21 protein-coding genes and 1 tRNA gene are annotated in these 20,167 nt (G+C 46.8%); 9 read left to right on the top strand and 13 right to left on the bottom strand.

Translation table 11 applies throughout. The annotated features are described in order from the left end of the window. Positions 1 to 74 precede the first annotated feature (74 nt). The 3 genes from CLFS41_RS12920 to CLFS41_RS12910 form a co-directional block, all read right to left on the bottom strand. Positions 75 to 827, bottom strand: a complete 753-nt coding sequence (locus CLFS41_RS12920) for a GNAT family N-acetyltransferase (RefSeq protein WP_045092501.1) — start codon at positions 825 to 827, stop codon at positions 75 to 77. Between the two features lie 163 nt (positions 828 to 990). Continuing rightward, the gene (locus tag CLFS41_RS12915) at positions 991 to 1,215 is read right to left on the bottom strand and encodes a hypothetical protein (protein WP_045092500.1); all 225 of its coding nucleotides are present in this window, start codon (positions 1,213 to 1,215) and stop codon (positions 991 to 993) included. An 80-nt stretch (positions 1,216 to 1,295) separates the two neighbouring features. Then, complete coding sequence (locus tag CLFS41_RS12910) at positions 1,296 to 1,517, bottom strand: hypothetical protein (protein ID WP_007858557.1); 222 nt, start codon at positions 1,515 to 1,517, stop codon at positions 1,296 to 1,298. A gap of 380 nt (positions 1,518 to 1,897) precedes the next feature. On the opposite strand from CLFS41_RS12910, the gene CLFS41_RS12905 reads away from it, so the two are divergent. The 4 genes from CLFS41_RS12905 to CLFS41_RS12890 all read left to right on the top strand — a co-directional run bounded on the left by CLFS41_RS12905 (position 1,898) and on the right by CLFS41_RS12890 (position 4,400). Further along, positions 1,898 to 2,257: a transcriptional repressor gene (locus CLFS41_RS12905; RefSeq protein ID WP_007858561.1), complete on the top strand. Its 360-nt coding sequence runs from the start codon at positions 1,898 to 1,900 to the stop codon at positions 2,255 to 2,257. Between the two features lie 103 nt (positions 2,258 to 2,360). Beyond that, positions 2,361 to 2,927 carry a 6-carboxytetrahydropterin synthase gene (locus CLFS41_RS12900; RefSeq protein ID WP_007858562.1) on the top strand — a complete coding sequence of 189 codons (567 nt, stop codon included), beginning with the start codon at positions 2,361 to 2,363 and terminating at the stop codon, positions 2,925 to 2,927. 329 nt (positions 2,928 to 3,256) lie between these two features. Beyond that, the gene (locus CLFS41_RS12895; RefSeq protein ID WP_045092499.1) at positions 3,257 to 3,883 is read left to right on the top strand and encodes a hypothetical protein; all 627 of its coding nucleotides are present in this window, start codon (positions 3,257 to 3,259) and stop codon (positions 3,881 to 3,883) included. A gap of 172 nt (positions 3,884 to 4,055) precedes the next feature. Beyond that, positions 4,056 to 4,400, top strand: a complete 345-nt coding sequence (locus tag CLFS41_RS12890; protein WP_045092498.1) for a hypothetical protein — start codon at positions 4,056 to 4,058, stop codon at positions 4,398 to 4,400. Positions 4,401 to 5,153: 753 nt separating this feature from the next. Here the strand turns inward: CLFS41_RS12890 and CLFS41_RS12885 are convergent. The 5 genes from CLFS41_RS12885 to CLFS41_RS12865 form a co-directional block, all read right to left on the bottom strand. After that, positions 5,154 to 5,226 (bottom strand) — tRNA-Ala (locus CLFS41_RS12885). An 86-nt stretch (positions 5,227 to 5,312) separates the two neighbouring features. Next, on the bottom strand, positions 5,313 to 5,639 hold the full coding sequence (locus tag CLFS41_RS12880) for an MmcQ/YjbR family DNA-binding protein (protein WP_007858567.1): 327 nt from the start codon (positions 5,637 to 5,639) through the stop codon (positions 5,313 to 5,315). Positions 5,640 to 5,768: 129 nt separating this feature from the next. Then, the gene (locus tag CLFS41_RS12875; RefSeq protein ID WP_045092497.1) at positions 5,769 to 6,947 is read right to left on the bottom strand and encodes a cyclopropane-fatty-acyl-phospholipid synthase family protein; all 1,179 of its coding nucleotides are present in this window, start codon (positions 6,945 to 6,947) and stop codon (positions 5,769 to 5,771) included. A 123-nt stretch (positions 6,948 to 7,070) separates the two neighbouring features. Next, on the bottom strand, positions 7,071 to 10,607 hold the full coding sequence (nifJ, locus tag CLFS41_RS12870) for a pyruvate:ferredoxin (flavodoxin) oxidoreductase (protein WP_007858569.1): 3,537 nt from the start codon (positions 10,605 to 10,607) through the stop codon (positions 7,071 to 7,073). A gap of 553 nt (positions 10,608 to 11,160) precedes the next feature. Next, positions 11,161 to 12,996 carry a VanW family protein gene (locus tag CLFS41_RS12865; RefSeq protein WP_045092496.1) on the bottom strand — a complete coding sequence of 612 codons (1,836 nt, stop codon included), beginning with the start codon at positions 12,994 to 12,996 and terminating at the stop codon, positions 11,161 to 11,163. A 186-nt stretch (positions 12,997 to 13,182) separates the two neighbouring features. Here CLFS41_RS12865 and CLFS41_RS12860 point away from each other — a divergent pair, with 186 nt between their 5' ends. Together CLFS41_RS12860 and CLFS41_RS12855 are read left to right on the top strand one after the other, a co-directional pair. After that, positions 13,183 to 14,028, top strand: coding sequence for a PHP domain-containing protein (locus tag CLFS41_RS12860; protein ID WP_045092495.1), 846 nt, complete (start codon positions 13,183 to 13,185; stop codon positions 14,026 to 14,028). Between the two features lie 118 nt (positions 14,029 to 14,146). After that, entirely contained in the window at positions 14,147 to 14,383 is a 237-nt protein-coding gene (locus CLFS41_RS12855; protein WP_007858574.1) for a hypothetical protein, read from the top strand. Positions 14,384 to 14,446: 63 nt separating this feature from the next. Here CLFS41_RS12855 and CLFS41_RS12850 read toward each other — a convergent pair whose 3' ends face one another. The 3 genes from CLFS41_RS12850 to CLFS41_RS12840 form a co-directional block, all read right to left on the bottom strand. After that, positions 14,447 to 14,947 (bottom strand): GNAT family N-acetyltransferase, encoded by a 501-nt coding sequence (locus tag CLFS41_RS12850; protein WP_007858576.1) that lies wholly within the window; start codon positions 14,945 to 14,947, stop codon positions 14,447 to 14,449. A 121-nt stretch (positions 14,948 to 15,068) separates the two neighbouring features. Continuing rightward, positions 15,069 to 16,334 carry an AI-2E family transporter gene (locus CLFS41_RS12845; protein ID WP_045092663.1) on the bottom strand — a complete coding sequence of 422 codons (1,266 nt, stop codon included), beginning with the start codon at positions 16,332 to 16,334 and terminating at the stop codon, positions 15,069 to 15,071. 17 nt (positions 16,335 to 16,351) lie between these two features. After that, positions 16,352 to 17,545, bottom strand: coding sequence for an alanyl-tRNA editing protein (locus CLFS41_RS12840; protein ID WP_045092494.1), 1,194 nt, complete (start codon positions 17,543 to 17,545; stop codon positions 16,352 to 16,354). A gap of 157 nt (positions 17,546 to 17,702) precedes the next feature. Between CLFS41_RS12840 and CLFS41_RS12835 the strand changes: the two genes are divergently transcribed. After that, positions 17,703 to 17,957 (top strand): hypothetical protein, encoded by a 255-nt coding sequence (locus CLFS41_RS12835; RefSeq protein WP_007858582.1) that lies wholly within the window; start codon positions 17,703 to 17,705, stop codon positions 17,955 to 17,957. A gap of 70 nt (positions 17,958 to 18,027) precedes the next feature. On the opposite strand, the gene CLFS41_RS30425 is transcribed toward CLFS41_RS12835, so the two are convergent. Beyond that, on the bottom strand, positions 18,028 to 18,180 hold the full coding sequence (locus CLFS41_RS30425; RefSeq protein ID WP_007858585.1) for a hypothetical protein: 153 nt from the start codon (positions 18,178 to 18,180) through the stop codon (positions 18,028 to 18,030). Between the two features lie 144 nt (positions 18,181 to 18,324). Here CLFS41_RS30425 and CLFS41_RS12830 point away from each other — a divergent pair, with 144 nt between their 5' ends. Next, positions 18,325 to 18,741: a hypothetical protein gene (locus tag CLFS41_RS12830; protein WP_007858586.1), complete on the top strand. Its 417-nt coding sequence runs from the start codon at positions 18,325 to 18,327 to the stop codon at positions 18,739 to 18,741. 33 nt (positions 18,742 to 18,774) lie between these two features. Continuing rightward, positions 18,775 to 19,056: a hypothetical protein gene (locus CLFS41_RS12825; RefSeq protein WP_007858587.1), complete on the top strand. Its 282-nt coding sequence runs from the start codon at positions 18,775 to 18,777 to the stop codon at positions 19,054 to 19,056. A gap of 77 nt (positions 19,057 to 19,133) precedes the next feature. Here CLFS41_RS12825 and CLFS41_RS12820 read toward each other — a convergent pair whose 3' ends face one another. After that, the gene (locus CLFS41_RS12820) at positions 19,134 to 19,934 is read right to left on the bottom strand and encodes a L,D-transpeptidase family protein (protein WP_082082577.1); all 801 of its coding nucleotides are present in this window, start codon (positions 19,932 to 19,934) and stop codon (positions 19,134 to 19,136) included. Between the last annotated feature and the right edge of the window lie 233 nt (positions 19,935 to 20,167).

Raw genomic sequence — 20,167 nt, 5'->3', positions numbered from 1 at the left:
TTCTCACGGCATAGGATCATCCTCTTGACAGGGTTGCCGATCCGCGAAACCCTTGGCAGGATGGCAGCCATATCTTATTTTTTAAGTATTCTCTTTAAACCGGCAATATCCAATAATAAATTCACGGTCTCAAATTTACCCTTGTAAAATACTGCCCAATTATTAAAAACACAAGGCAATTCTTTTGCTTTTTGCAGCGTATCCACATAAATAAATGATACCGGAATATCATTCTGTTCACAATACTGTTCTATGATCTCTATGTTTTGACGGATATAGGGACACTGCATATCATAATAAATCGTAAGCTCTTTGTTTTCAATTTCCTGGCTTTTTACATTCTGGGCAAACCGGGGTTTTGTTCCATCCAAGGACAGTGCCAGTAATTCATATCCCTGATCCGTGGTATCAACAACCTCAAAGCCATACTTTTTGGCAAATGCCTGGTCCGAAAGCCAATGCTTTTGCTTTTTTGCTCCCAGCATACAGATACCGGATTTCCCTTTTGATTTGGCGTCATCCAGACAATACTCCATCAGAGATTTCCCATACCCCTTTCCTTTGCAGTTGCCGGAAACCCACAGGCAGTACAGATAATAATAGTTGTCACCGATTACGGGAACCCAGGCTGTTTCAAGCGGCGCATATTCAATAAAAACAGTAGCCTTCGCGTTTAGCTTTCTAAAAACATGGCCTTCCTTTAGACGGTCTGAAAGCCACTGCCGCTTTGCGTCAATACCGGGATGCGGCTTTTTGCTGCGGATAATACAGCACAAATGCTCATGGGCAAGGTTTTCTGCTGTTAAATTTATAAACTCAGTATCCATACGTACCTCCCTTTACAGGTCAATTCCCCTTGTTAAATAGGGCAGTCTATTCCTTTCCAGACTGACATAAATCATATGTATAGTCTAATCGCGATCCGGCTTAATGTCAAACAGCTGATGGGATCTTTATATACTGTCCCCTGCAGACGTCATCAATATGTCATCAAAAATGGAATGAATAGCCGCATCCGCATTCTATATCGCCCTTATTATACAATTCACCCTTCATTCTCCTGATATGAGCCATGCCGCCGCAAATGGGGCATATAAAATCCGCTTCGCCAAAACCATCTGTAACTTGCAGGGCCAGCAGGGAAGCCCTGATAAAATTATATAGGTTCTCTATGGATATATCCTCCTTATCTTTTGTTAAACTACCGTCATTCATTCTCATCCCTCCTGACTAATACCTGCAGGTGAATAGATTCCAATCTCTTCCCCTCCGTCTCTAATCTGTTATCTATGACATTATTCGCAGATCCATCCGCTGTCATTGACAAAGGGTTCTCCCATAACATTTATCCTGCATCCTTTACATATGGCATGTATCTGACCGTTTACAGCCCTTTCAGACCGCGCCCGTCCGCCGCACACCGGACATATGAACACGGCTTCATCTGATGCCTTCACTGCCATCACCGCAGCTTTCATAAATTTACGAAATCCTTCTATCTCCGCGTCCTCATCCATATACTTGTCCCCATATCAATCTGACCGATCCAATCACCCTGCCTATATCTCAGAGCGGTACGCTATTATTAGAACCATGGCCTTAACCGCAAATACAAACATACGTTCTGCTTATATGATAGCACGAACATTTGTTTGTGTCAATGATAAAAAGTATGATCCTGCCGTCCCTGGCAGATAACCCGTCCAATCCCTAAAAACAAGATATTTCATGGAATTTATTTCTAATAATAGCTTGACAACCATATAAGAAAGTTTTATAGTGAAATTAGAATTATTCTAATTTTAATTTTATCTTCTAGGAAGATGAAAATTGCAAGGCAGAACTTGATGCAGTCTTCCTTAAAGATCTTCAATTATAAAAAAACGAGGGATATAACATGACTCGCTATGGACAGAGTATATTGGAAATCGTTAATTGTACAGATGAACACATGACCGCGGAACAGATATTTTTTACACTGAAGAAGAAATTTCCCGCCGTGGTCATGGCAACCGTTTATAATAATCTGAACAGTCTTTACCAGAAGGGAATGATCCGCAAGATCAGCGTGGAAGGCCAGCCGGACCGGTATGATAAAAACACCAGGCATGACCATTTAGTCTGCCGCCGCTGCGGAAAACTGGCTGATCTAAACCTCTCAGATATGACTGCTGAACTGGAAAAGCAAGTGGGTTTCAAGATCGACATCTATGACCTGAAGATATACTATCTCTGCCCCGAATGCCGTAAAGCATAACATTCTACTGCAGATGTATTGACTGTCCGGAAGAACCATTTATCAGATGCAAGCGTATGCGGGCGCGTAACCCCGTAAATATAAATACAAAGGAGAAAATATCATGAGGAGTATTACAACATTGGATCTGCAGTACGCTCATAGGTTCTACGGTTTTAAGGGCGAGGCGCAGTATCTGCACGGACATACGGGTATTTTAACAATCGAGGTGGAGGATTCAGTGGAGCCTGGTGTTAACATGGTTTTCCCATGTAATGAAATTCAAAAAACAGCCTGGGCGCTGTTGAAGAATTTTGACCATGCCCTGATCTTAAGAGAAGACGACCCACTGCTACCCGCAATCCTTGGCGTGTATGAGGCACAGGGTATCCGCGATGGCGCTCCCAACAACCAGATGAAGGGACCGGCATTCAAGACAGAGCTTGCAACCGCATATCCGGAATGTCGGTTAGTGGTTACAAAAGAGACTATGACAGTTGAAGGAATGATCAAGATCGTCTATGATCTTCTGAAGGACAAGCTGAATATTGCAAAGATCACCTTTAGCAGCGGCGTCAATGCTGCGTCAGAGGAATTTAAACCCACCCTTAAGGTGGACCGCTGCCCGCTGTGCGGCATTGCCCTGAACGAGAACGGCGTATGTCCCAAGTGTGGATATAAGAAGAGCTGATATTGATTCGATTGCAAATAAGACGGATGCCATACAGTTGTATGGTGTCCGTCTTATTTCGTTTCGTTCGATTGACTATTTACAGGATCAGCTTATTATCATGTTGTTGACAGCCTTACCCATTACTCTGTTTGATATAACTGAACAGATCTTTATTTACACTCACTTGCCATGGTGATATACTGAATCTGCAAGACTAATATATCAATCGCCAGACCTCTCCGTCTCCTAAAGTACCACTATAGCTGCAATAAAACGGCCTGGGTAAAATACCTTCATTATATCAAAACACAACCAGTGTTATATTTTAAGAATGAGGAGAAGATAAGTTGAAAACAAATTTCGTTGTACCTTTTATAATTGCTATTTTTATTTCTGGTTGTGCTGAAGCACAATCAGGAATCAGAGGACAAAATGTTAATGATTACACAGAAGAAAAATCGGTTGTGATAGAAACAAGTGATCAAGAATTAAATGTTAATTTACCAAATGGAGATGAGAGAGTGTTTATAGATTTATCTTATTTAGAAGGTGTATATAATATAAGTTACACAATGCGTTACACTGCACTTGATCTACATCCGGATGAAGAATTTACATGGTGGAATTACTATACAGTTGATGAATTCTTATCATCAGAATACTACGATGACCGTTTTTCTGCTGAATTAGATAGGGAAAAAAATGATATAATCATTTCTTTTGGACGTAAGTTAAAATACCTTTATTATTATGAAAAAGATTATTTGTCAGATACTAGATGGCAATTAGAAGGGTATCGCGCCAGACCTGTTTTTGAGAGCGACTATCTGCATAAAAGTGCTTATATATATTTAATTAACAAAACCCATTTAACAGATAGTGAGCTTGCAAGTGATGACATGAATACCTTTTTAGAAGGAAACATCCCTTTTGAGCTTCCACCCATAGAGGAGGAAATAAGAGAATCAGAATAATTTATATACAATCCTCGATTTATTATGAGTAGTTGGAATAAAAGTAATGGGGCTTAATTATTGGGAGTCTTCTAAACTAATCTAGGGGGAAATCAGAAATTATATAATAGGTCTCCCCTAGAAGTAATAAATATAATTAATGTTTCACCGTCAAGAAAGGACGAAATTAAATATGATTAAATGCAATAAGAAAATAGGTATTATTATCGGAATTGTAATCATTGCATTGCTGATGTTTATTCATCCTCTTTTATTCAAGAAAAATTATATTGAGAAAATTGCAAAAATAGATCTTCCCAAATCAGCAAATCTGATAGATTCTAAGTTTTATGTAGACTTATATGGTGTTCAATTACCCTCAGTAGACAAGGGGATACACGCCCCAACCGCCGTCTTTTGGCGGCTGGCCGCGTTAACGTCAGCCGGCGTACGCCCAGTACGCCTCCATCCGTTGCCTTGCCAGCCACCAAAAGACGGTGATTGGGGGCCGAAGGAGTTTTGCGCCTCAGATTTGTGATTCTGCAAGGCGCTGGAACGAGGCGTACTGGACGTACGCCGAGCGACAGTAACGCCGCAGAATCGCAAATCTGTGGTGCAAAACCGTGTATCCCTTTGTCCACTGAGGGTAACGTATGCAAAGGTAGAGATAGATGACAATACATATAATTCAATGAATGTGTCTGTTGCATCATCTTTATTTGATTCTCTTCAAAATTATGTTGATAAGTCCAATTATAATTCACTAAATCTAAATAATGCAGATGAACTGAAATGTAGTGAGATAATGGATAGCAAATATTCACTAGTTGCAGGTGCTACAACAAGGGTAACATATTGTATTGCCGTAAAAGAGAATAATGAAACATATTACATTTACATTTTATCATATTAATTATGCAGCTCAACACCCAGAAGTTTAAACCAATCATTGAATGTGCATTAACAAAATAGGTAGATTGACTTTTCTATCTCTTTCATTGTTTTCAAGCAGTTCTCATACTGTACACTCACTTTATCAAACGCCTGATTGTGCATATCCCTGACAAGCATTTTAAAATGGTCCGATACCATGGCATTTATACAAAGCACCATAAACAGGAAATAATCTCCAAAAAATTGCCGATTTGCGAAGTTTTTTATAAAACAAAAAAGCAGCCTTAAACGGCTGCTTAAAATCAAAATAGTTACAGTTGGGTAGCTTTGGGTAATTTTTCATCAAATACAGATTGATGATATACAGAAGCCCCTCCTATTTATGTACTCTCTTTAATGGAGCATACGGGATTCGAACCCGTGACCTCCACACTGCCAGTGTGGCGCGCTCCCAGCTGCGCTAATGCCCCGACCAGAAGAATATATCATAAATACACTCTAAAATCAAGTATTTTTTACTATTTATACCTTTTTTCTTTCATTTTCTTATTTTGCCTCATTTTGTCAGGTCGTAACTCTCACCGATCATCCGCTTAATGTCCTTGTCAGGCACCGTGCCGTCCAGCACCACCGTGTTCCAGTATTTCTTATTCAGATGATATCCCGGCCTCACTGCAGTAAATGCATTGCGCCAGAATTCGATCCACTCCGGGGCGCATTTCAGGTTAATGCATACCTCATCATTTCTGCGGTAGATCCAGGCAAACACCTTTTTATTCTTCCTGTGGCGTATCACCGCCCACTCGTGGTCACGGAACGGATAATCCTCATAAACGTCCTTGTACGTCAGGCAATATTGGATCAGATCCTGCTTTGTCTCCATCCGTACCCTCCTCCTCCGTATATTCGTGTACTCCTGGAATCCCAGCCGCAAAGATAGGGGCCGAGGAGACTCCGGGAGTACAACATTATTCATTCTTTTAAACTATATCTGCCTCTGTCCGCTGAAGCCCTAATACCACCTCACCATAGGCAGGCTGTTGTTCACGCCCTTACTCACCAGCACCTGATGCAGGTCGATCACCCCATTATGAAAGGTAGCCGCACAGGAGCACAGATACAGGTCCCACATGCGCACAAACTCCTCGTCAAACATTTCCCTTATCTCATCCTGGTGTTCTTTAAAATTCTTCTCCCAGCACAGCAATGTCCTGTTATAGTGATTCCTCAGGTTTTCCACATCCAGGATGTGGAAATCATGCTCTGCCATCAGGGAAATAATCTCTCTCAGGCTGGGAATAACGCCTCCGGGAAATATATACTTTTTGATCCACGGATCACCTGCATGTTCCTTCTGGCTGCTGATAAAGTGAAGGAGAAAGACACCTCCCGGCTTCAGGACCTTATCCATACAGTCCAGAAATCTTCCGTAGTTTTCCCGCCCCACATGTTCCACCATGCCTACGCTGACTATACGGTCAAACTTCATGCCGCTTGAAGGAAGATCCCTGTAATCCATCAGCTTTACGGTTAACAGTTCTTCCAGCCCTTCCTCCTTAATGCGGTTTGTAAAACCTTCATACTGTTCCCTGCTCAGGGTAATACCGGTTCCATGGATGCCATATTCCTTGGCTGCACGGATCAAAAGAAAGCCCCATCCGCATCCCACGTCCAAAAGACTCATTCCTTTTTCCAGTGACAGCTTCTTCAAAATGTAATCAGTCTTGTTCACCTGTGCCTGGTACAATGTATCTTTTTCCGTCTTGAAATAGGCGCAGGAATAATTCATGGTTTCGTCCAGCCACAGCCTGTAGAAATCATTTCCAATATCATAATGGGATGAAACCTCCGCCTGCTGGTTCTTCTTGGAATTGGAGGGATGGAGCAGCTTTTTCAGCCGAGTCTGGTTGACTGAAAATTTATCCATCTGTCCCAGAAAATGGTCCAGCGCCTCATACAGGTCGCCTTCCACCTCCAGCCTCCCTTTCATATAAGCCTCCCCCAGTGCCAGGGACGTACTGTCCGTCAATTCCTTTACCGGAATATTGTCCCGGATATTAACTGCAAATATAGGGTTTCCATGACCGATCCGGTCCTCGTGTCCTTCCCATTTCAATAAAAAGGGATAATCGGTAAAACGGTTTAGAAAATGAACCATGGCTCTCTCTTCTAACATACTGGTATGACACATCCTCTCTGTCAATCTTTATTTCTTCCAGTATTATCCCCTTTTGGAAACAGAATATACAAAACCCCAGAGAGCAATATGCTCTCCGGGGCCCTGTTTTATAGAATTAACTATTCACTATCAGGATTAGTCATTACCATATAATGTAACCAGCTTCTCTAAGTAAGCGTAACGCTCCTTAGCCTCTGCCTCGTTTCGTGCGAACAGCTCAGCTGCTCTCTCAGGATTCTTCATGGTCAGGGACAGGTAACGAACCTCACCCTTCAGGAATTCCTGATAATTGTCCATCTTAGGTGGCTTGGAATCCAGGGAGAATTTCTTCTCAGCTGCTGGGTTGTAACGGAAGTTATTCCAGTAACCGCACTCTACAGCCAGCTTCTCCTCTGTCTGAGCCTTGTCCATACCCTTCTTAATACCATGGTTGATACATGGAGCATAAGCAATGATCAGGGATGGTCCCGGATAAGCCTCTGCCTCGGCAATTGCCTTAACAGTCTGAGCCATATCAGCGCCCATACAGATCTGTGCAACGTATACATAACCGTAGCTCATGGCAATACCAGCCAGATCCTTCTTCTTGGTGTCCTTACCGCCGGCAGCGAACTGTGCAACAGCACCTGTCTTGGTTGCCTTGGAGGACTGACCGCCTGTATTGGAGTAAACCTCAGTATCATAAACCATGATGTTGATGTCCTTACCGGATGCCAGCACGTGGTCTACACCGCCGAAGCCGATATCGTAAGCCCATCCGTCACCACCGAATACCCACTGGGACTTCTTAGCCAGGAAATCTTTATTCTTTACAATGTCTTTGCAGGTTGGGCAGTCAATGCCGTCCAGAGCTGCAACCAGCTTATCAGAAGCAGAGCCGTTGAGAGCACCAATACCAAATGTATCCAGGTATTCCTTGCATGCAGCCTTAACTTCATCAGAAGCCTGCTCACTTGCCATTACTTCCTCAACCTTAGCCTTTAAGCCGTCTCTGATCGCGTTCTGAGCCAGTAACATACCGTAACCAAACTCAGCGTTATCCTCGAACAGGGAGTTGTCCCATGCAGGACCCTGGCCTCTGGAGTTAACAGTGTAAGGAGTAGATGGTGAGGAGTTGCCCCAGATAGAGGAGCATCCTGTTGCGTTGGCAATGTACATTCTGTCACCGAACAGCTGGGTGATCAGTTTTGCATAAGGAGTCTCGCCACATCCTGCACAAGCACCTGAGAATTCAAGCAGAGGCTGCTTAAACTGGCTGCCCTTAACAGTGTTCTCTTTGAACTTGGCAAGAACTTCTTCCTTAACCGGCAGGGACTGACCAAAGTCAAATGCTGCTGCCTCGCCCAGGTTCTCTTCCAGGCTCTTCATCTCCAGAGCTTTGTTGCCCTTCATACCAGGACACACATTAGCACAGGAACCGCAACCGGTACAGTCTAACGGAGAGATGGTCATGGCAAACTTGTAGCCTGGCATACCAGTCATATCCTTCATCTTCATATCTGCAGGAGCCTTAGCTGCTTCATCAGCAGTCATGGCAACCGGACGGATTACTGCATGAGGACATACATAGGAACAGAAGTTACACTGGATACAGTTCTCAGGAACCCATGTAGGAACCTTAACTGCAATACCGCGCTTCTCATATGCAGAAGAACCGGATGGTGTGGAACCATCTGAATAATCTACAAATGCGGATACAGGCAGGTTGTTGCCTTCCTGAGCGTTAACCTTGGACTGGATATTGTTAACGAAATCAACTACATCCTTTCTTCCATGGCTTACAACTGCATAGTCAAGACCTTCGTCTTCACAATTCTTCCAGCTCTCCGGAACCTCTACCTTGTGAACGCCCTTAGCGCCTGCATCGATAGCTGCCCAGTTCTTCATAACCACATCTTCGCCCTTACGTCCGTAGGTTGCCTTTGCAGCAGCCTTCATCAGCTCGTTTGCCTTCTCTGCAGGAATGATACCTGTCAGTTCAAAGAATGCGGACTGAAGAATGGTGTTGATACGTGTTGGTCCCATGCCTGTCTCAATACCGATCTTAACACCATCGATGGTGTAGAAGTTGATGTTGTGATCAGCAATGAACTTCTTAACCTGGCCTGGCAGATGCTTCTCAAGGCCTTCCTTATCCCATGGGCAGTTCAAAAGGAATGTACCGCCGTCAACCAGCTCCTGAACCATGTTGTACTTGCGTACATAGGCAGGATTGTGGCAGGCAACGAAGTCAGCCTTGCGGATCAGGTAGGTAGACTTAATAGGAGTATGTCCAAAACGCAGGTGGGACATGGTTACGCCGCCTGACTTCTTGGAGTCATAGTCAAAGTATGCCTGTGCATACATGTCTGTATTATCACCAATGATCTTGATGGAGTTCTTGTTTGCACCTACGGTACCGTCAGCACCCAGACCCCAGAACTTACAGTTGGTGGTTCCTTCCGGAGTGGTTACAAGAGGTGCGCCCAGTTCCAGTGACAGATTGGTCACATCATCCACAATACCAACGGTAAATGGAGACTTGGTGGTGTTCTCATATACGGCAACGATCTGAGCAGGTGTGGTATCCTTGGAACCTAAGCCGTAACGGCCTGTAAGGATCTTAACCTGATCAAACTTAGTTCCCTTAAGAGCAGCAACAACATCCAGGTACAGAGGCTCGCCTAAAGCGCCTGGCTCTTTTGTTCTGTCTAATACGGAGATAACCTTAACGGTATCAGGGATTGCATCGATCAGTGCCTGTGCACAGAATGGCCTGTACAGACGAACCTTAACAACGCCGACTTTCTGTCCCTGCTTAGCCATGTAATCAATGGTCTCTTCAATGGTATCATTAACAGAACCCATGGAGATGATCACACGCTCAGCATCCGGAGCGCCATAGTAGTTGAACAGCTTATAGTCTGTACCGATCTTAGCATTAACCTTGTCCATGTACTCCTGAACGATTGCAGGTAACGCATCATAATATGGGTTGCAGGCCTCTCTTGCCTGGAAGAAGATGTCGGGGTTCTGGGCAGATCCTCTCTGGCAGGGATGGTTTGGATTCAGGGCATTCTTACGGAACTCGTCAATGGCATCCATATCAACCATATCCTTCAGTTCATCATAATCCCAGGTCTCGATCTTCTGGATCTCGTGGGATGTACGGAAACCGTCAAAGAAGTTGATAAAAGGAACTTTGCCCTTGATAGCTGCCATATGGGCTACTACAGTCAGGTCCATAACTTCCTGTACACTGGACTCGCACAGCATAGCACAGCCTGTCTGACGACATGCGTAAACATCGGAGTGGTCACCGAAAATAGATAATGCATGGGTTGCAAGTGCACGGGCGGAAACCTGAATCACGCCTGGAAGCTGCTCACCAGCAATTTTGTAAAGGTTTGGTATCATCAACAACAGACCCTGTGACGCTGTGTAGGTAGTTGTCAGCGCACCTGCTGCCAGAGCGCCATGTACAGAACCTGCTGCACCAGCCTCAGACTGCATCTCTGTAATCTGCACTTCACGACCGAAGATATTGGTTCTTCCGTCTGTGGCCCATTCATCTGTGGCTTCTGCCATAGGTGAGGATGGGGTAATTGGGAAAATAGCCGCAACATCGGTAAATGCATAGGAAGCATGAGCCGCTGCGTGGTTACCATCCATGGTTTTCATTTTTCTTGCCATTTTGATTTCCTCCTACAAATAGTGAATATGTATATGTAATGGTATACATGTGAGTCCGCCTCCGGGGCATAAAACCCTATGCAGACTGACCTGTCTACTATTATAGCAATTATTTAACAAATTGCAAATGCTTAATCGCAATTACTCCAAAAAATACAATATATATCATTAAAAAATTATAAACTCCCACAAAAAAGAAAGGGCTGCTGTTTGCGTGTCAATACTCGGCATGATCCTTCTATAAGCTGTCTTAATGACAGCTGGGGGGAGGAATAAATCAGGCTTTCCAACAGGCTGAAAGCGGCCCCGTCCTTCTCATCCGGGTTCTCGGGCCCCTCCATCTCTGATTTCCGAACAGGAGATGTTCTTCTTGCGGATCCGTTCTAATGGCTTCGAGCCCGTGCTCAAGGATTCGGGAATCACTTTCTTTTGATTTCATTTTCTTTTTCATAAATTGTTTATTCCCCTCCACTTATTTGGGCGCCGAACCAAAGAAAAAGGAACCAAAAATACGGTTCCTCTTTCTCATAGACACTATTTGTTAAATTTTAAATTATTCCTGTTTCAGGGGAGCAACGATCACCGCATTGTCGCCTCCCGGTCCGGCGGAACCGCTGCTCTCTGTCCCTGGCGCGGATGGTGCCGGGGATGAGGGTGCTGTGGTCGGCGCCGCCGTAGGTGCCGCGGTGGGATCCACTCCCGGTCCGTTCTCCTGCGGCGTGCTCTCAGCGGGCGGTACAACAGCATTGTCGCCTGGAACATATCCGTCAGGCATTCCGTCCACGGTTGGGATCGCTGTATCTGCCGGCGGAGTGGTCTCCTCAGGTGCAAGCACCACGCCGGTGGTGTTGCGCAGGATAACGGGAGCATGCCCTTTGTATGTGGTCTTGTGGTCCAGTTCCCTGGACACTTCCTTGCCGTCCTTGTAGATCACCTTGTACGTCTCCCAGCGGCTGCCCATGGTACCGGCGCTCTTTTGAACCTCCACCCCCGGCTGGAGTGTCTGGTCCTCCTGGTAGGTGGGGGCCGGCGGATCCAGGTCCTCCACTTTTTTGGACTCCAGGTCCAGCTTCATTCCATCCTCCAGAATGGGGATGCCATAAATGGAAACCGTCATCTTCTGGTCCCCATAACTGGCCCTGATGCCAATGGATGTGCTGGTGGTGTTCTTAAACCGGAAATCCGGCTGTTCCCAGCTCACGGTTGCATCCTGTCCCGGTGTAATGTAGTTGGGTTCAAAGGTATGGGAGCGCCTGAAGGAAATGCTCTCCTCCCCAAGTCCGGAGCGGTATACCGCATTGTACAGTGTGGTGGAAACCTGGCACACGCCGCCGCCGATCTCCTGGACTACTTCCCCGTTATTATAGGCAGCGGCCCCTTTATAGCCCTTTGCCTCTGTTCTTTGTCCCACTGCGCTGTTAAATGAAAACTCCTCCCCCGGATGGACTACGGTCCCGTTCAGGGCTTCCGCCGCCAGCCTGATGTTGGTGTTGCGGTTCTTATTGGCCGTTGTCTTAGTGGTAAATGTACTAATGGTCTTATATTTTTCCTTTGCCGCAGCGGCACTGATATCAGGTGTGGTCTCACTCCCCGTGGCCTTGATGGCAGCATCAAACTTCTTATCCTTCATTGCCTGGACAATATCCTGTGCCAGCTGTTCCTGGTTAATGGAGAATCCGTTCTCCTCTCCCTTAAACACAAATTCGCCTTTTTCCTTGTCAAAGGAATCAATGGAGCCGTTCTTTGCTTTCTTATCCCACTTGGCTGCGCAGGCGGCTGCTTCCTTGGCGGCTGCATCTTCCATCCCATCCATATCAAGGGTATAGCTTTCCTCCGGCTCCCCGCCATATATCTCTTCCAGAAGTGCGTCTACTTTTTCAGCCACCAGGTCTGTCACATCATAGGTGCTGTCACCGTATGTAACCGTCATGCTCCATGCATATTCTTTTAAGATCGCATTTCTCGCCTGGTTCCTGGACATGCCGGTGATGGTAATGCCGTCCACCTTTACTTCCTTCGTGATCTCGGTTTCCGTAGGAGCCGCCGTGCTGGTCTCATCCGGATTTCCCATCCTGCCCTTTGCCTTCAGCACCAGGGCTATACATGTGATGAGAACAAGGAGCACCACTCCAATGGCTGCTATCTTCTTATAATCAGGTCCCTTCTTTCTTCTGTGGGCACTGTTTCTCCTGGCATTCTGAGCCGCGTTCATCCTGCCGGCCTGTCCTGAGCGGTAGGAGGATGAACCGCGGGAACTTCCGCCCCCTGAACTGCTCCTGCCTGTATTTCTAGCGGAGTGTCCTCCGGTACTTCTATTATTATTAACCTTTCCCCGGCTTCTGCCAGGGTTGGAGGTTCTGCGTTCTCGGTTATTCTCTAATTGATTCATCTTATTCACCTGTCATTTCCGTCCATCAAAATATTCACAGATTGTAGTATAACATACTTTATGTAAAATGGAACCGTCTTTTTTGTTTTTTTTCCGCCAATTTTACTTATTGTGAAATTCATGTTACTATATATAAAGCAAGTATTATCAAGATGTTAAAAATTGGTTACATTTGGAGGTTTTACCATGGGATTTGTGGATCTGCACGTTCATTCAAACGCATCTGACGGCACCTTCTCACCGTCTGAGGTGGTCAGGCTGGCTGCCCGGACCGGACTGGACGCAATTGCGCTGACCGATCACGACACCACCGCCGGAATTGCCGAAGCATCCCGGGCCGGCGTCCAATATGGTGTGGAGGTCGTCCCCGGCATCGAGGTATCCAGTTCCTACCAGGGACGTGAGATCCATATCCTCGGATTCTTTGTCCATCCGGAAGATCCCGCACTGGAACACGTCCTGGAACAGTTCCGCGAACGCAGGGATGAACGGAACAGGGAAATGCTCCGGCGTTTTGCTGCGGACGGCATCATTCTTACCAATGAGGAACTGTGCGCCGGCAACCCCAACACGGTCATAACCAGGGCACATGTGGCCAGAGCGCTTCTGGCCCGGGGACTTGCCTCCTCCATGGACCAGGTATTTAAAAAATACCTTCAGTATGACGGGCGGTATTGTCCTTCCAAAGCTTATCTGTCTCCCGGCGAGGTTATGGATGCACTGCTGTCGGGAGGAGCATTTGTGGCCCTGGCCCATCCCTTCCAGTACAAACTGGGAGACAAGGGTACGCAGGAACTGACCGCGTTCCTGGCCGGTATGGGCATGAAGGGGCTGGAAGTATACCACTCCTCCCACAACCGCCTGGAAAGCATGAAACTTCAGGCCATGGCTTCCGCTTACGGGCTGCTTTCCACAGGAGGCTCGGACTTTCACGGCAGCAATAAGCCGGATATCTCCATCGGCTGGGGCAGAGGCGGATTAAAAGTGTCCTCCCTGCTGTTAGATGATATAAAAAAAGCCCGCCAATCCTAGTTTTTTTATCTAATATTGTAATTGTGCAGGGGTTGATATTTTGATATAATCATATATGTTAAAAGATTAACCAGGCTTTTCCAGATTTGGAAAAGTACTACAAACAGGAGGAATTGCCGTGAAGATCCAGAACATAACTGATGTAGAGAAGTTTTTTGAAGTGGTAGACCAGTGCAAGGGAACCGTGGAACTTGTGTCTCCGGAAGGCGACCGTATCAACCTGAAGTCAAAACTGGCCCAGTATCTGTCAATGGCTACAATCTTCTCCAACGGATATATCAAAGAATTAGACTTGATCGCACACGAAAAAGAGGACATCGAACGTTTAATCAAATATATGTACCAGGGAGAATAAGGTTTTGATCCAGACAGCCCGGAACTTGAGAACAGTTCCGGGCTGTCTGTCATTTATGCTGCTTTACCTGTCCCGGGGCCATGATCTTAAATTCTCACCCAAGGCATCTTTAACCATTCGATAAAATGTTCCCTTTCCAATCGGCGTTGACTGTTCAAAGGGCATTCCGTCCATTTGAAACCCTGCTTTTTCGTAACAGCGGACCGCCCGTTGGTTCCATGTCCTGACTTCTAAGCACAACGGCTTACCAGGATAGAGTGTTTGGGAAATTTCAGCGGCCAGCATAAGAATTTCCTCTCCATATCCCCGTCCGCATATCTTTGGATCAATTCCTATTCCTATGGATACTTCCTTTTCTTTCTCTAAAATGCTCGTGAATCCGATCAAACGGTCCCCGTCACAGTATGTATAGTAATTTTGTACCCTCTCCGGATTTCCGAAGGCGGTCCTTTGTTCTTTTTGTTCCCGGTATGGCGGCATATTATATAATCCGTATTCGCCTTCGTATTTCCAATTGCTAATGATCTCTTTTTCCCTTTCATCCATCAGATGATATTTAAGCATAATGCTGCGTTCTCCTTAAACCTGCAAATGGCAGCCATCAAAACCGCCTCCGCAAATTTCGATTTCCTCCTGTAAGCTGCACAGCCCGGAACTCATGGCAAGTCCGGGCTGTTTTTGTTATTTATTTCTTCTTCCGTCCGGTTCCTGACACGTTTCCGGCTGTCCCCGTGGGTGGAGCCATCCCCTTGGCACCAGGTTTTCCCGAATCCAGGACTGACTGCGTTTCGGCCCGGGCAGTCTGAGGCCCGGCCTGTCCATACCCACGTTCCCTCTTACGTATCTCCCTCACATTCACCTCATCCCTTAACAAGGCATATAGGACGGAACACAGAGGGATGAATATGAGCATTCCCACGATCCCCATCATGCTGCCGCCCAGGGTCACTGCCACCAGCACCCAGATAGAGGGAAGCCCAACGGAATTGCCCACCACATAGGGATAGATCAGATTGCCTTCAATCTGCTGGAGCACAAAAAAGGTAATGGTAAAAATAAGGGCGTCCATGGGATCCACCATCAGCATCAGGAACACTCCCACTCCCAGCCCCACAAAGGCACCGAATATGGGGATCAGGGCTGTAAATGCAATGAGCACCCCGATCAGCAGCGCGTAGGGAAGGCGCAGCAGGCTCAGCGCGATAAAGAACATGGTTCCCAGGATCACTGCTTCCACACACTGCCCGGTCAGGAAACTGGAAAAGGTCCGCTCGGTCAGGGCAGTGATCTCCACTACCCGTTTTGTCACAGCCTCAGGCAGGAACGCGTTCAGCAATTTTTTCACCTGACGTCCCAGGGTTTCCTTTTGTAGAAGGATGTAGATGGCAAAAATGAATCCGATCAAAAAGGTGGATACCCCGCTCACAATGGAGATGGCCGCTGAAAAGGTGGTGTTCAGCATGGTGCCTGCACCGCTTTTTAAAAATGCCACCATGTCCTGCAGTATCTGCTGCCAGTCGATCTCCACATTGTTTAAATATTCCAGCATCTGCGGGTAGCTTGCAAACAGACGCTCAGCTTCGGCCTGCACCCCTGCAAAGAAAAGAGGCACGCTGCTCTGAAGGTTTAAAAATGTCTTGACCAGCTGCGGCGTCACAACAAAGGTAACCAGAAACAGGATGCCCGCCACCAGAAATATGGTCATCACCAGACTCAGCGGGCGTCTTAGTTTACTATTTTTTCCAAATATTGTCATGTGACGTTCTATGTTGCGCATGGGCACATTTAAGATAAATGCAATGGCTGCCCCCAGTATAAACGGCCATGTAATGTGAAACAGAGCTGCCGCCACATCAAACAGCCGCCTGTAATTGACCCCTGCCACCACCACGACCACGGTGAACAGGATCAGTCCTCTGATTTTTTTAATTGTATCCCGATTTAGTTCCATATTATCATCCTTTATTTTCACTGGGCGCCCGTTTCCATTAACAGGGCGCTCTCTTCCAGGAACACCTTTGTCACAGACTGCCTGTCCGCCCGAAAGGTTCCCTGGGACATGAGGGCGCTTCCGCCGCCCCGGCCGTTCAGCCGCCGGTTCATAGCCTTGCTCAGGGCACGCATATCACAGCAGCCGCTTCCCAGGGCATACTGATATTCCTCATTTCCATTGCCGGGGGAGCAGACCATTACAATGCTTCCCCTTTTCCTCTCATATAAAAGGGTGGACAGCTGGCGTATCTGCACCATATTCAGTCCCTCCTCAAATAAAGCCAAGGGCGCTTCTCTCTCCGGGTACTGCTCTGTCCTGAGGGAAAAGATCTGTCCATACAGGCGGCCCATGAGCATTTCCCTGTCCTGCAGATCGTTCTTAAGCTTTTCCACTGCCTCCGGCACCAGGTCAAGCCTGGCTGAGAGAAGGTTGGAAAGCCTGGTCTCATCCTTCAGCCTGTCCCTGTAATCCAGAAGGGCCCTGCGGCCGCAGAGCAGAAAAATGCGGACGCCGCCTTTGTAGTGGATCATGCTCCTTATCTTAATGATGCCCACTTCTCCTGTATTTTCTACATGTGTTCCGCAGCAGGCGCACATATCCGCATCCGGTATTTCCACGATCCGCACCAGTCCGGTCAGTTCCTTCTTGCTTCTGTAATCCAAGGAATCCAGTTCCTCCTTGTCAGGATACAGAACCTTTACCGGGACATTGTCATACACTGCCTGGTTGGCTTCATTCTCCAGCTGATCCAGCTGTTCCGGAGTGATGGGGCCGTTAAAATCCACGGTCACTTCCTCCGACCCCATATGGAACCCTACATTATCATATCCAAACCGCCTGTGGACCAGCCCGGACAGGATGTGCTCCCCTGTGTGCTGCTGCATGTTGTCATACCGCTTCTGCCAGTCAATGATGCCCTCTGCCAGTGTTCCCGGTTCCAGGGGCGCTGCCAGCTCATGAATGATCACATCCCCCCTTTCATGCACGGAAAGCACGGCAACCCCGTTCAGCGTTCCTGTGTCAAAGGGCTGTCCTCCTCCCTCGGGATAAAAGCCTGTCTGATTGAGAACAGCCAGCCAGGTGCCTTTCCCGCTTTTCTCACACTGTTCTATGGTACACATAAAAGACTTCACATAGGGAGTCTGGTAATATAATCTGCTCTTATCCATCTTATAAGCCCCTTTTCTTTAATGCTTTCATGATTATACTATAGATTGGCTGGTTGTACCATTTAAAATTTTATAAAAATATTTGAAAACCAGGAAACATGAGCAAGCAGGGGTTCATATGATACAGTGTAATTAAACTTTATATGGAGGAACTAACATGAGTGATGTAGCAGCAACAAACTGCGGTTGTGACTGTGGATGTGGATGTGGAACAGGAGGAAACGGGTGCAACCTGATCTGGCTCATCCTGATTCTGTGCTGCTGTGGCGGAGGCGGCGGTGGATGCTTTGACCACAACAACTGCGGAGGCGGTTGTGGATGTGGTTGCGGAAGTGGAAGCGGCTGTGATTTTATTTGGATCATCCTGCTTCTGTGCTGCTGTGGTGGCGGCGGTGGCGGCTTCTGCTGCTAATTCCCACCTCTGAGAATCCTCTACAAAAGACAAATAAAACAGGGAGTGGCTTCATCACTCCCTGTTTTTTCTATTTTTCAGAGCCTGCAGAACCAGGAGATCCATAGGCATTGCCGGTTCCCCGGTTCTTGCCTCCATATCCTTTTCTGCCCTGCTTTCTTTTCAAACATTCATCATCTATCTCATAAACCGCGTTTCCATCGATCACTAAACGGCTATACATGGATCTCACTCTCCTTCCATATTATTAATATATGCAGTGTCCAGGCTTTGGCGCATCCAATCACTTCCCAACTCAAATATGTGGCATTGTTTGCCGTCCCTTTGCATAAACTTAAGCAAAGAATGAAAAGGCCGGTGGAAAGATATGAACCCATCTGATGACTATAAACTTACTGATTTGGATTATCTCATAGGGGACCACCATCTGCAGATGATAAAGGCTGCCCTCCCCTACCTGGGCGTGCAGGAACAAAAAGCCATATCCCTTTTTGTAAAGGCGCAGGAGCTGCGAAAGACAGTTGAACTTTTTGAAACCGAGGAAGTGGCTTCCATGGGCATATGCTCCCTGGAAAGTTCGGAAGGGACCGGGTCTTTGCGGGATCTTCTGAAAGCCATACGGCCCTACGGCAATCCCATGGAACGGGATATGATCGATATGGCCCAGAATTTCATGGACGGCCAGACTCCCATGGACCAGATGCGCAGGTTCCTGACACCGGAACAGCAGTCCCGTTTCGAGACCATGGAAATGATGATGACCGCGTTCCAAGCCATGTCGTAATCACATCTTATTTAAGAAAGGATACATAACAGTATGGATGCAAACTGGAAAAAAGATCCACGCCTGAAATCCATGAGCAAGGAAAAGCTTGCCCTGCTCACAGAATTTGCGGACCGCATTGAACACACGGAAAAAAACAAGCTGATGGAGGCGTTCATGTCCATTAATCTGGAAGCCAGGCAAAAGGGGATCCAGTTTAATGACAAGGAGACAGCTCTCCTTGTAACCATCTTAAGTTCAGGCATGCCCTCTACTGAAAAGAAGAAACTGGATATGCTGAAAATGTTGTCAAAAAAAATGGCAGGGCCGCGCTGATCAGGCGCCCCCTGCCTTAGAAAATATCAAATGATCCAACTCAATGATTCGGACCCTGTGTCCGAATCATATGTTTATCATTTCAGCTGAGTTATATCAGCGGCGATCACGATCCTGGTCTTCTCCGTGGCTGTCTGCACCAATTCCTTGGCCCTGGATTCAGGAAGCCGGATGCAGCCTGCAGAACCATTATCCGCTGATGCGGTAAAACAGTGAAGGAAAATAGCCGATCCCTTTCCCGGCACACGGTCCGAATTATAGTCCAGCGCAAGGGCATAATTATAGTAGGGAGAGGCTGCCGCCAGATTCTCAGCCGAGTTCCAGGACCGGGAAGTCACGGATGTATTCACCAGCTGATTATAGTAAGAGCTGGAGGGATCATCCACCCAGTAATCCCCCTTTACCACCTTATGATAGGGAAGCATGCTGCCGGGATCCTCCTTCAGGCCAAAGGCCATGGTAAAACCATAGGTGCCGGACGGGGTCTTGCCATCCCCTTCCCCTTTATCCGAGGTGATGCCTCCCCGTCCCACAACGGATGCCTCTTTCCACACCAGTTCAAAGGAATCTTCAGACTTGGCGTAATAGTAAGTATCTGCATTGCACCCGCCGGTGCCCACCACCACGATCATCTGGTCCGCCTCCCTGGCAGCTTCCAGATTCTGGGGCTGAATCACACCGTCCACCACGGCCGGAGCCTTTGTATCCCGGCTGATCTCCACCATCCCGGGGCCTCCTCCCTTATCAGCGCCCTGCACCCCCTGCACCAGGACTGCCGCATACGCCGTACCGGCTGTTTGCCCTGGTGGCGCCGCTGCCGGGACTGCCGCTGCCAGGACCGCCATTGCCAGGACCGCCATTCTTCTATATCGTTTCATATGGAATCTCCTCTTCATATGGAATCTCTCTTAACATAAAATTTCTTTTCCTATTATAACCTGCACCGGTTATAATTGGTATTTCTTTTTTCTTACAATTCTCTTTGTAAGGAACCTGATTCCGACCCAAAAAATTGTTAATAAAATTTAACTTGAACATATCCTAAGACCGGCCTATAATAAATCCAACATTACATTCAAGGATCCTATTTTCAGGTGATTTCTTGAAAGGA

Source organism: Clostridium sp. FS41 (assembly GCF_000954015.1).
Taxonomy (GTDB): Bacteria; Bacillota; Clostridia; order Lachnospirales; family Lachnospiraceae; genus Enterocloster; species Enterocloster citroniae.
This window is presented reverse-complemented; position numbering and strand designations above follow the sequence as displayed.

Coding starts and splice junctions, on each gene's coding strand:
- CLFS41_RS12890 (WP_045092498.1), top strand. CDS start 4,056: ATGATTAAATGCAATAAGAAAATAGGTATTATTATCGGAATTGTAATC.
- CLFS41_RS12865 (WP_045092496.1), bottom strand. CDS start 12,996: ATGAATCAATTAGAGAATAACCGAGAACGCAGAACCTCCAACCCTGGC.
- CLFS41_RS12820 (WP_082082577.1), bottom strand. CDS start 19,934: ATGAAACGATATAGAAGAATGGCGGTCCTGGCAATGGCGGTCCTGGCA.
- CLFS41_RS12830 (WP_007858586.1), top strand. CDS start 18,325: ATGAACCCATCTGATGACTATAAACTTACTGATTTGGATTATCTCATA.
- CLFS41_RS12845 (WP_045092663.1), bottom strand. CDS start 16,334: ATGGAACTAAATCGGGATACAATTAAAAAAATCAGAGGACTGATCCTG.
- CLFS41_RS12850 (WP_007858576.1), bottom strand. CDS start 14,947: ATGCTTAAATATCATCTGATGGATGAAAGGGAAAAAGAGATCATTAGC.
- CLFS41_RS12860 (WP_045092495.1), top strand. CDS start 13,183: ATGGGATTTGTGGATCTGCACGTTCATTCAAACGCATCTGACGGCACC.
- CLFS41_RS12835 (WP_007858582.1), top strand. CDS start 17,703: ATGAGTGATGTAGCAGCAACAAACTGCGGTTGTGACTGTGGATGTGGA.
- CLFS41_RS12905 (WP_007858561.1), top strand. CDS start 1,898: ATGACTCGCTATGGACAGAGTATATTGGAAATCGTTAATTGTACAGAT.
- CLFS41_RS12880 (WP_007858567.1), bottom strand. CDS start 5,639: ATGGAGACAAAGCAGGATCTGATCCAATATTGCCTGACGTACAAGGAC.
- CLFS41_RS12875 (WP_045092497.1), bottom strand. CDS start 6,947: ATGTGTCATACCAGTATGTTAGAAGAGAGAGCCATGGTTCATTTTCTA.
- CLFS41_RS12900 (WP_007858562.1), top strand. CDS start 2,361: ATGAGGAGTATTACAACATTGGATCTGCAGTACGCTCATAGGTTCTAC.
- nifJ (WP_007858569.1), bottom strand. CDS start 10,607: ATGGCAAGAAAAATGAAAACCATGGATGGTAACCACGCAGCGGCTCAT.
- CLFS41_RS12915 (WP_045092500.1), bottom strand. CDS start 1,215: ATGAATGACGGTAGTTTAACAAAAGATAAGGAGGATATATCCATAGAG.
- CLFS41_RS30425 (WP_007858585.1), bottom strand. CDS start 18,180: ATGTATAGCCGTTTAGTGATCGATGGAAACGCGGTTTATGAGATAGAT.
- CLFS41_RS12910 (WP_007858557.1), bottom strand. CDS start 1,517: ATGGATGAGGACGCGGAGATAGAAGGATTTCGTAAATTTATGAAAGCT.
- CLFS41_RS12920 (WP_045092501.1), bottom strand. CDS start 827: ATGGATACTGAGTTTATAAATTTAACAGCAGAAAACCTTGCCCATGAG.
- CLFS41_RS12840 (WP_045092494.1), bottom strand. CDS start 17,545: ATGGATAAGAGCAGATTATATTACCAGACTCCCTATGTGAAGTCTTTT.
- CLFS41_RS12825 (WP_007858587.1), top strand. CDS start 18,775: ATGGATGCAAACTGGAAAAAAGATCCACGCCTGAAATCCATGAGCAAG.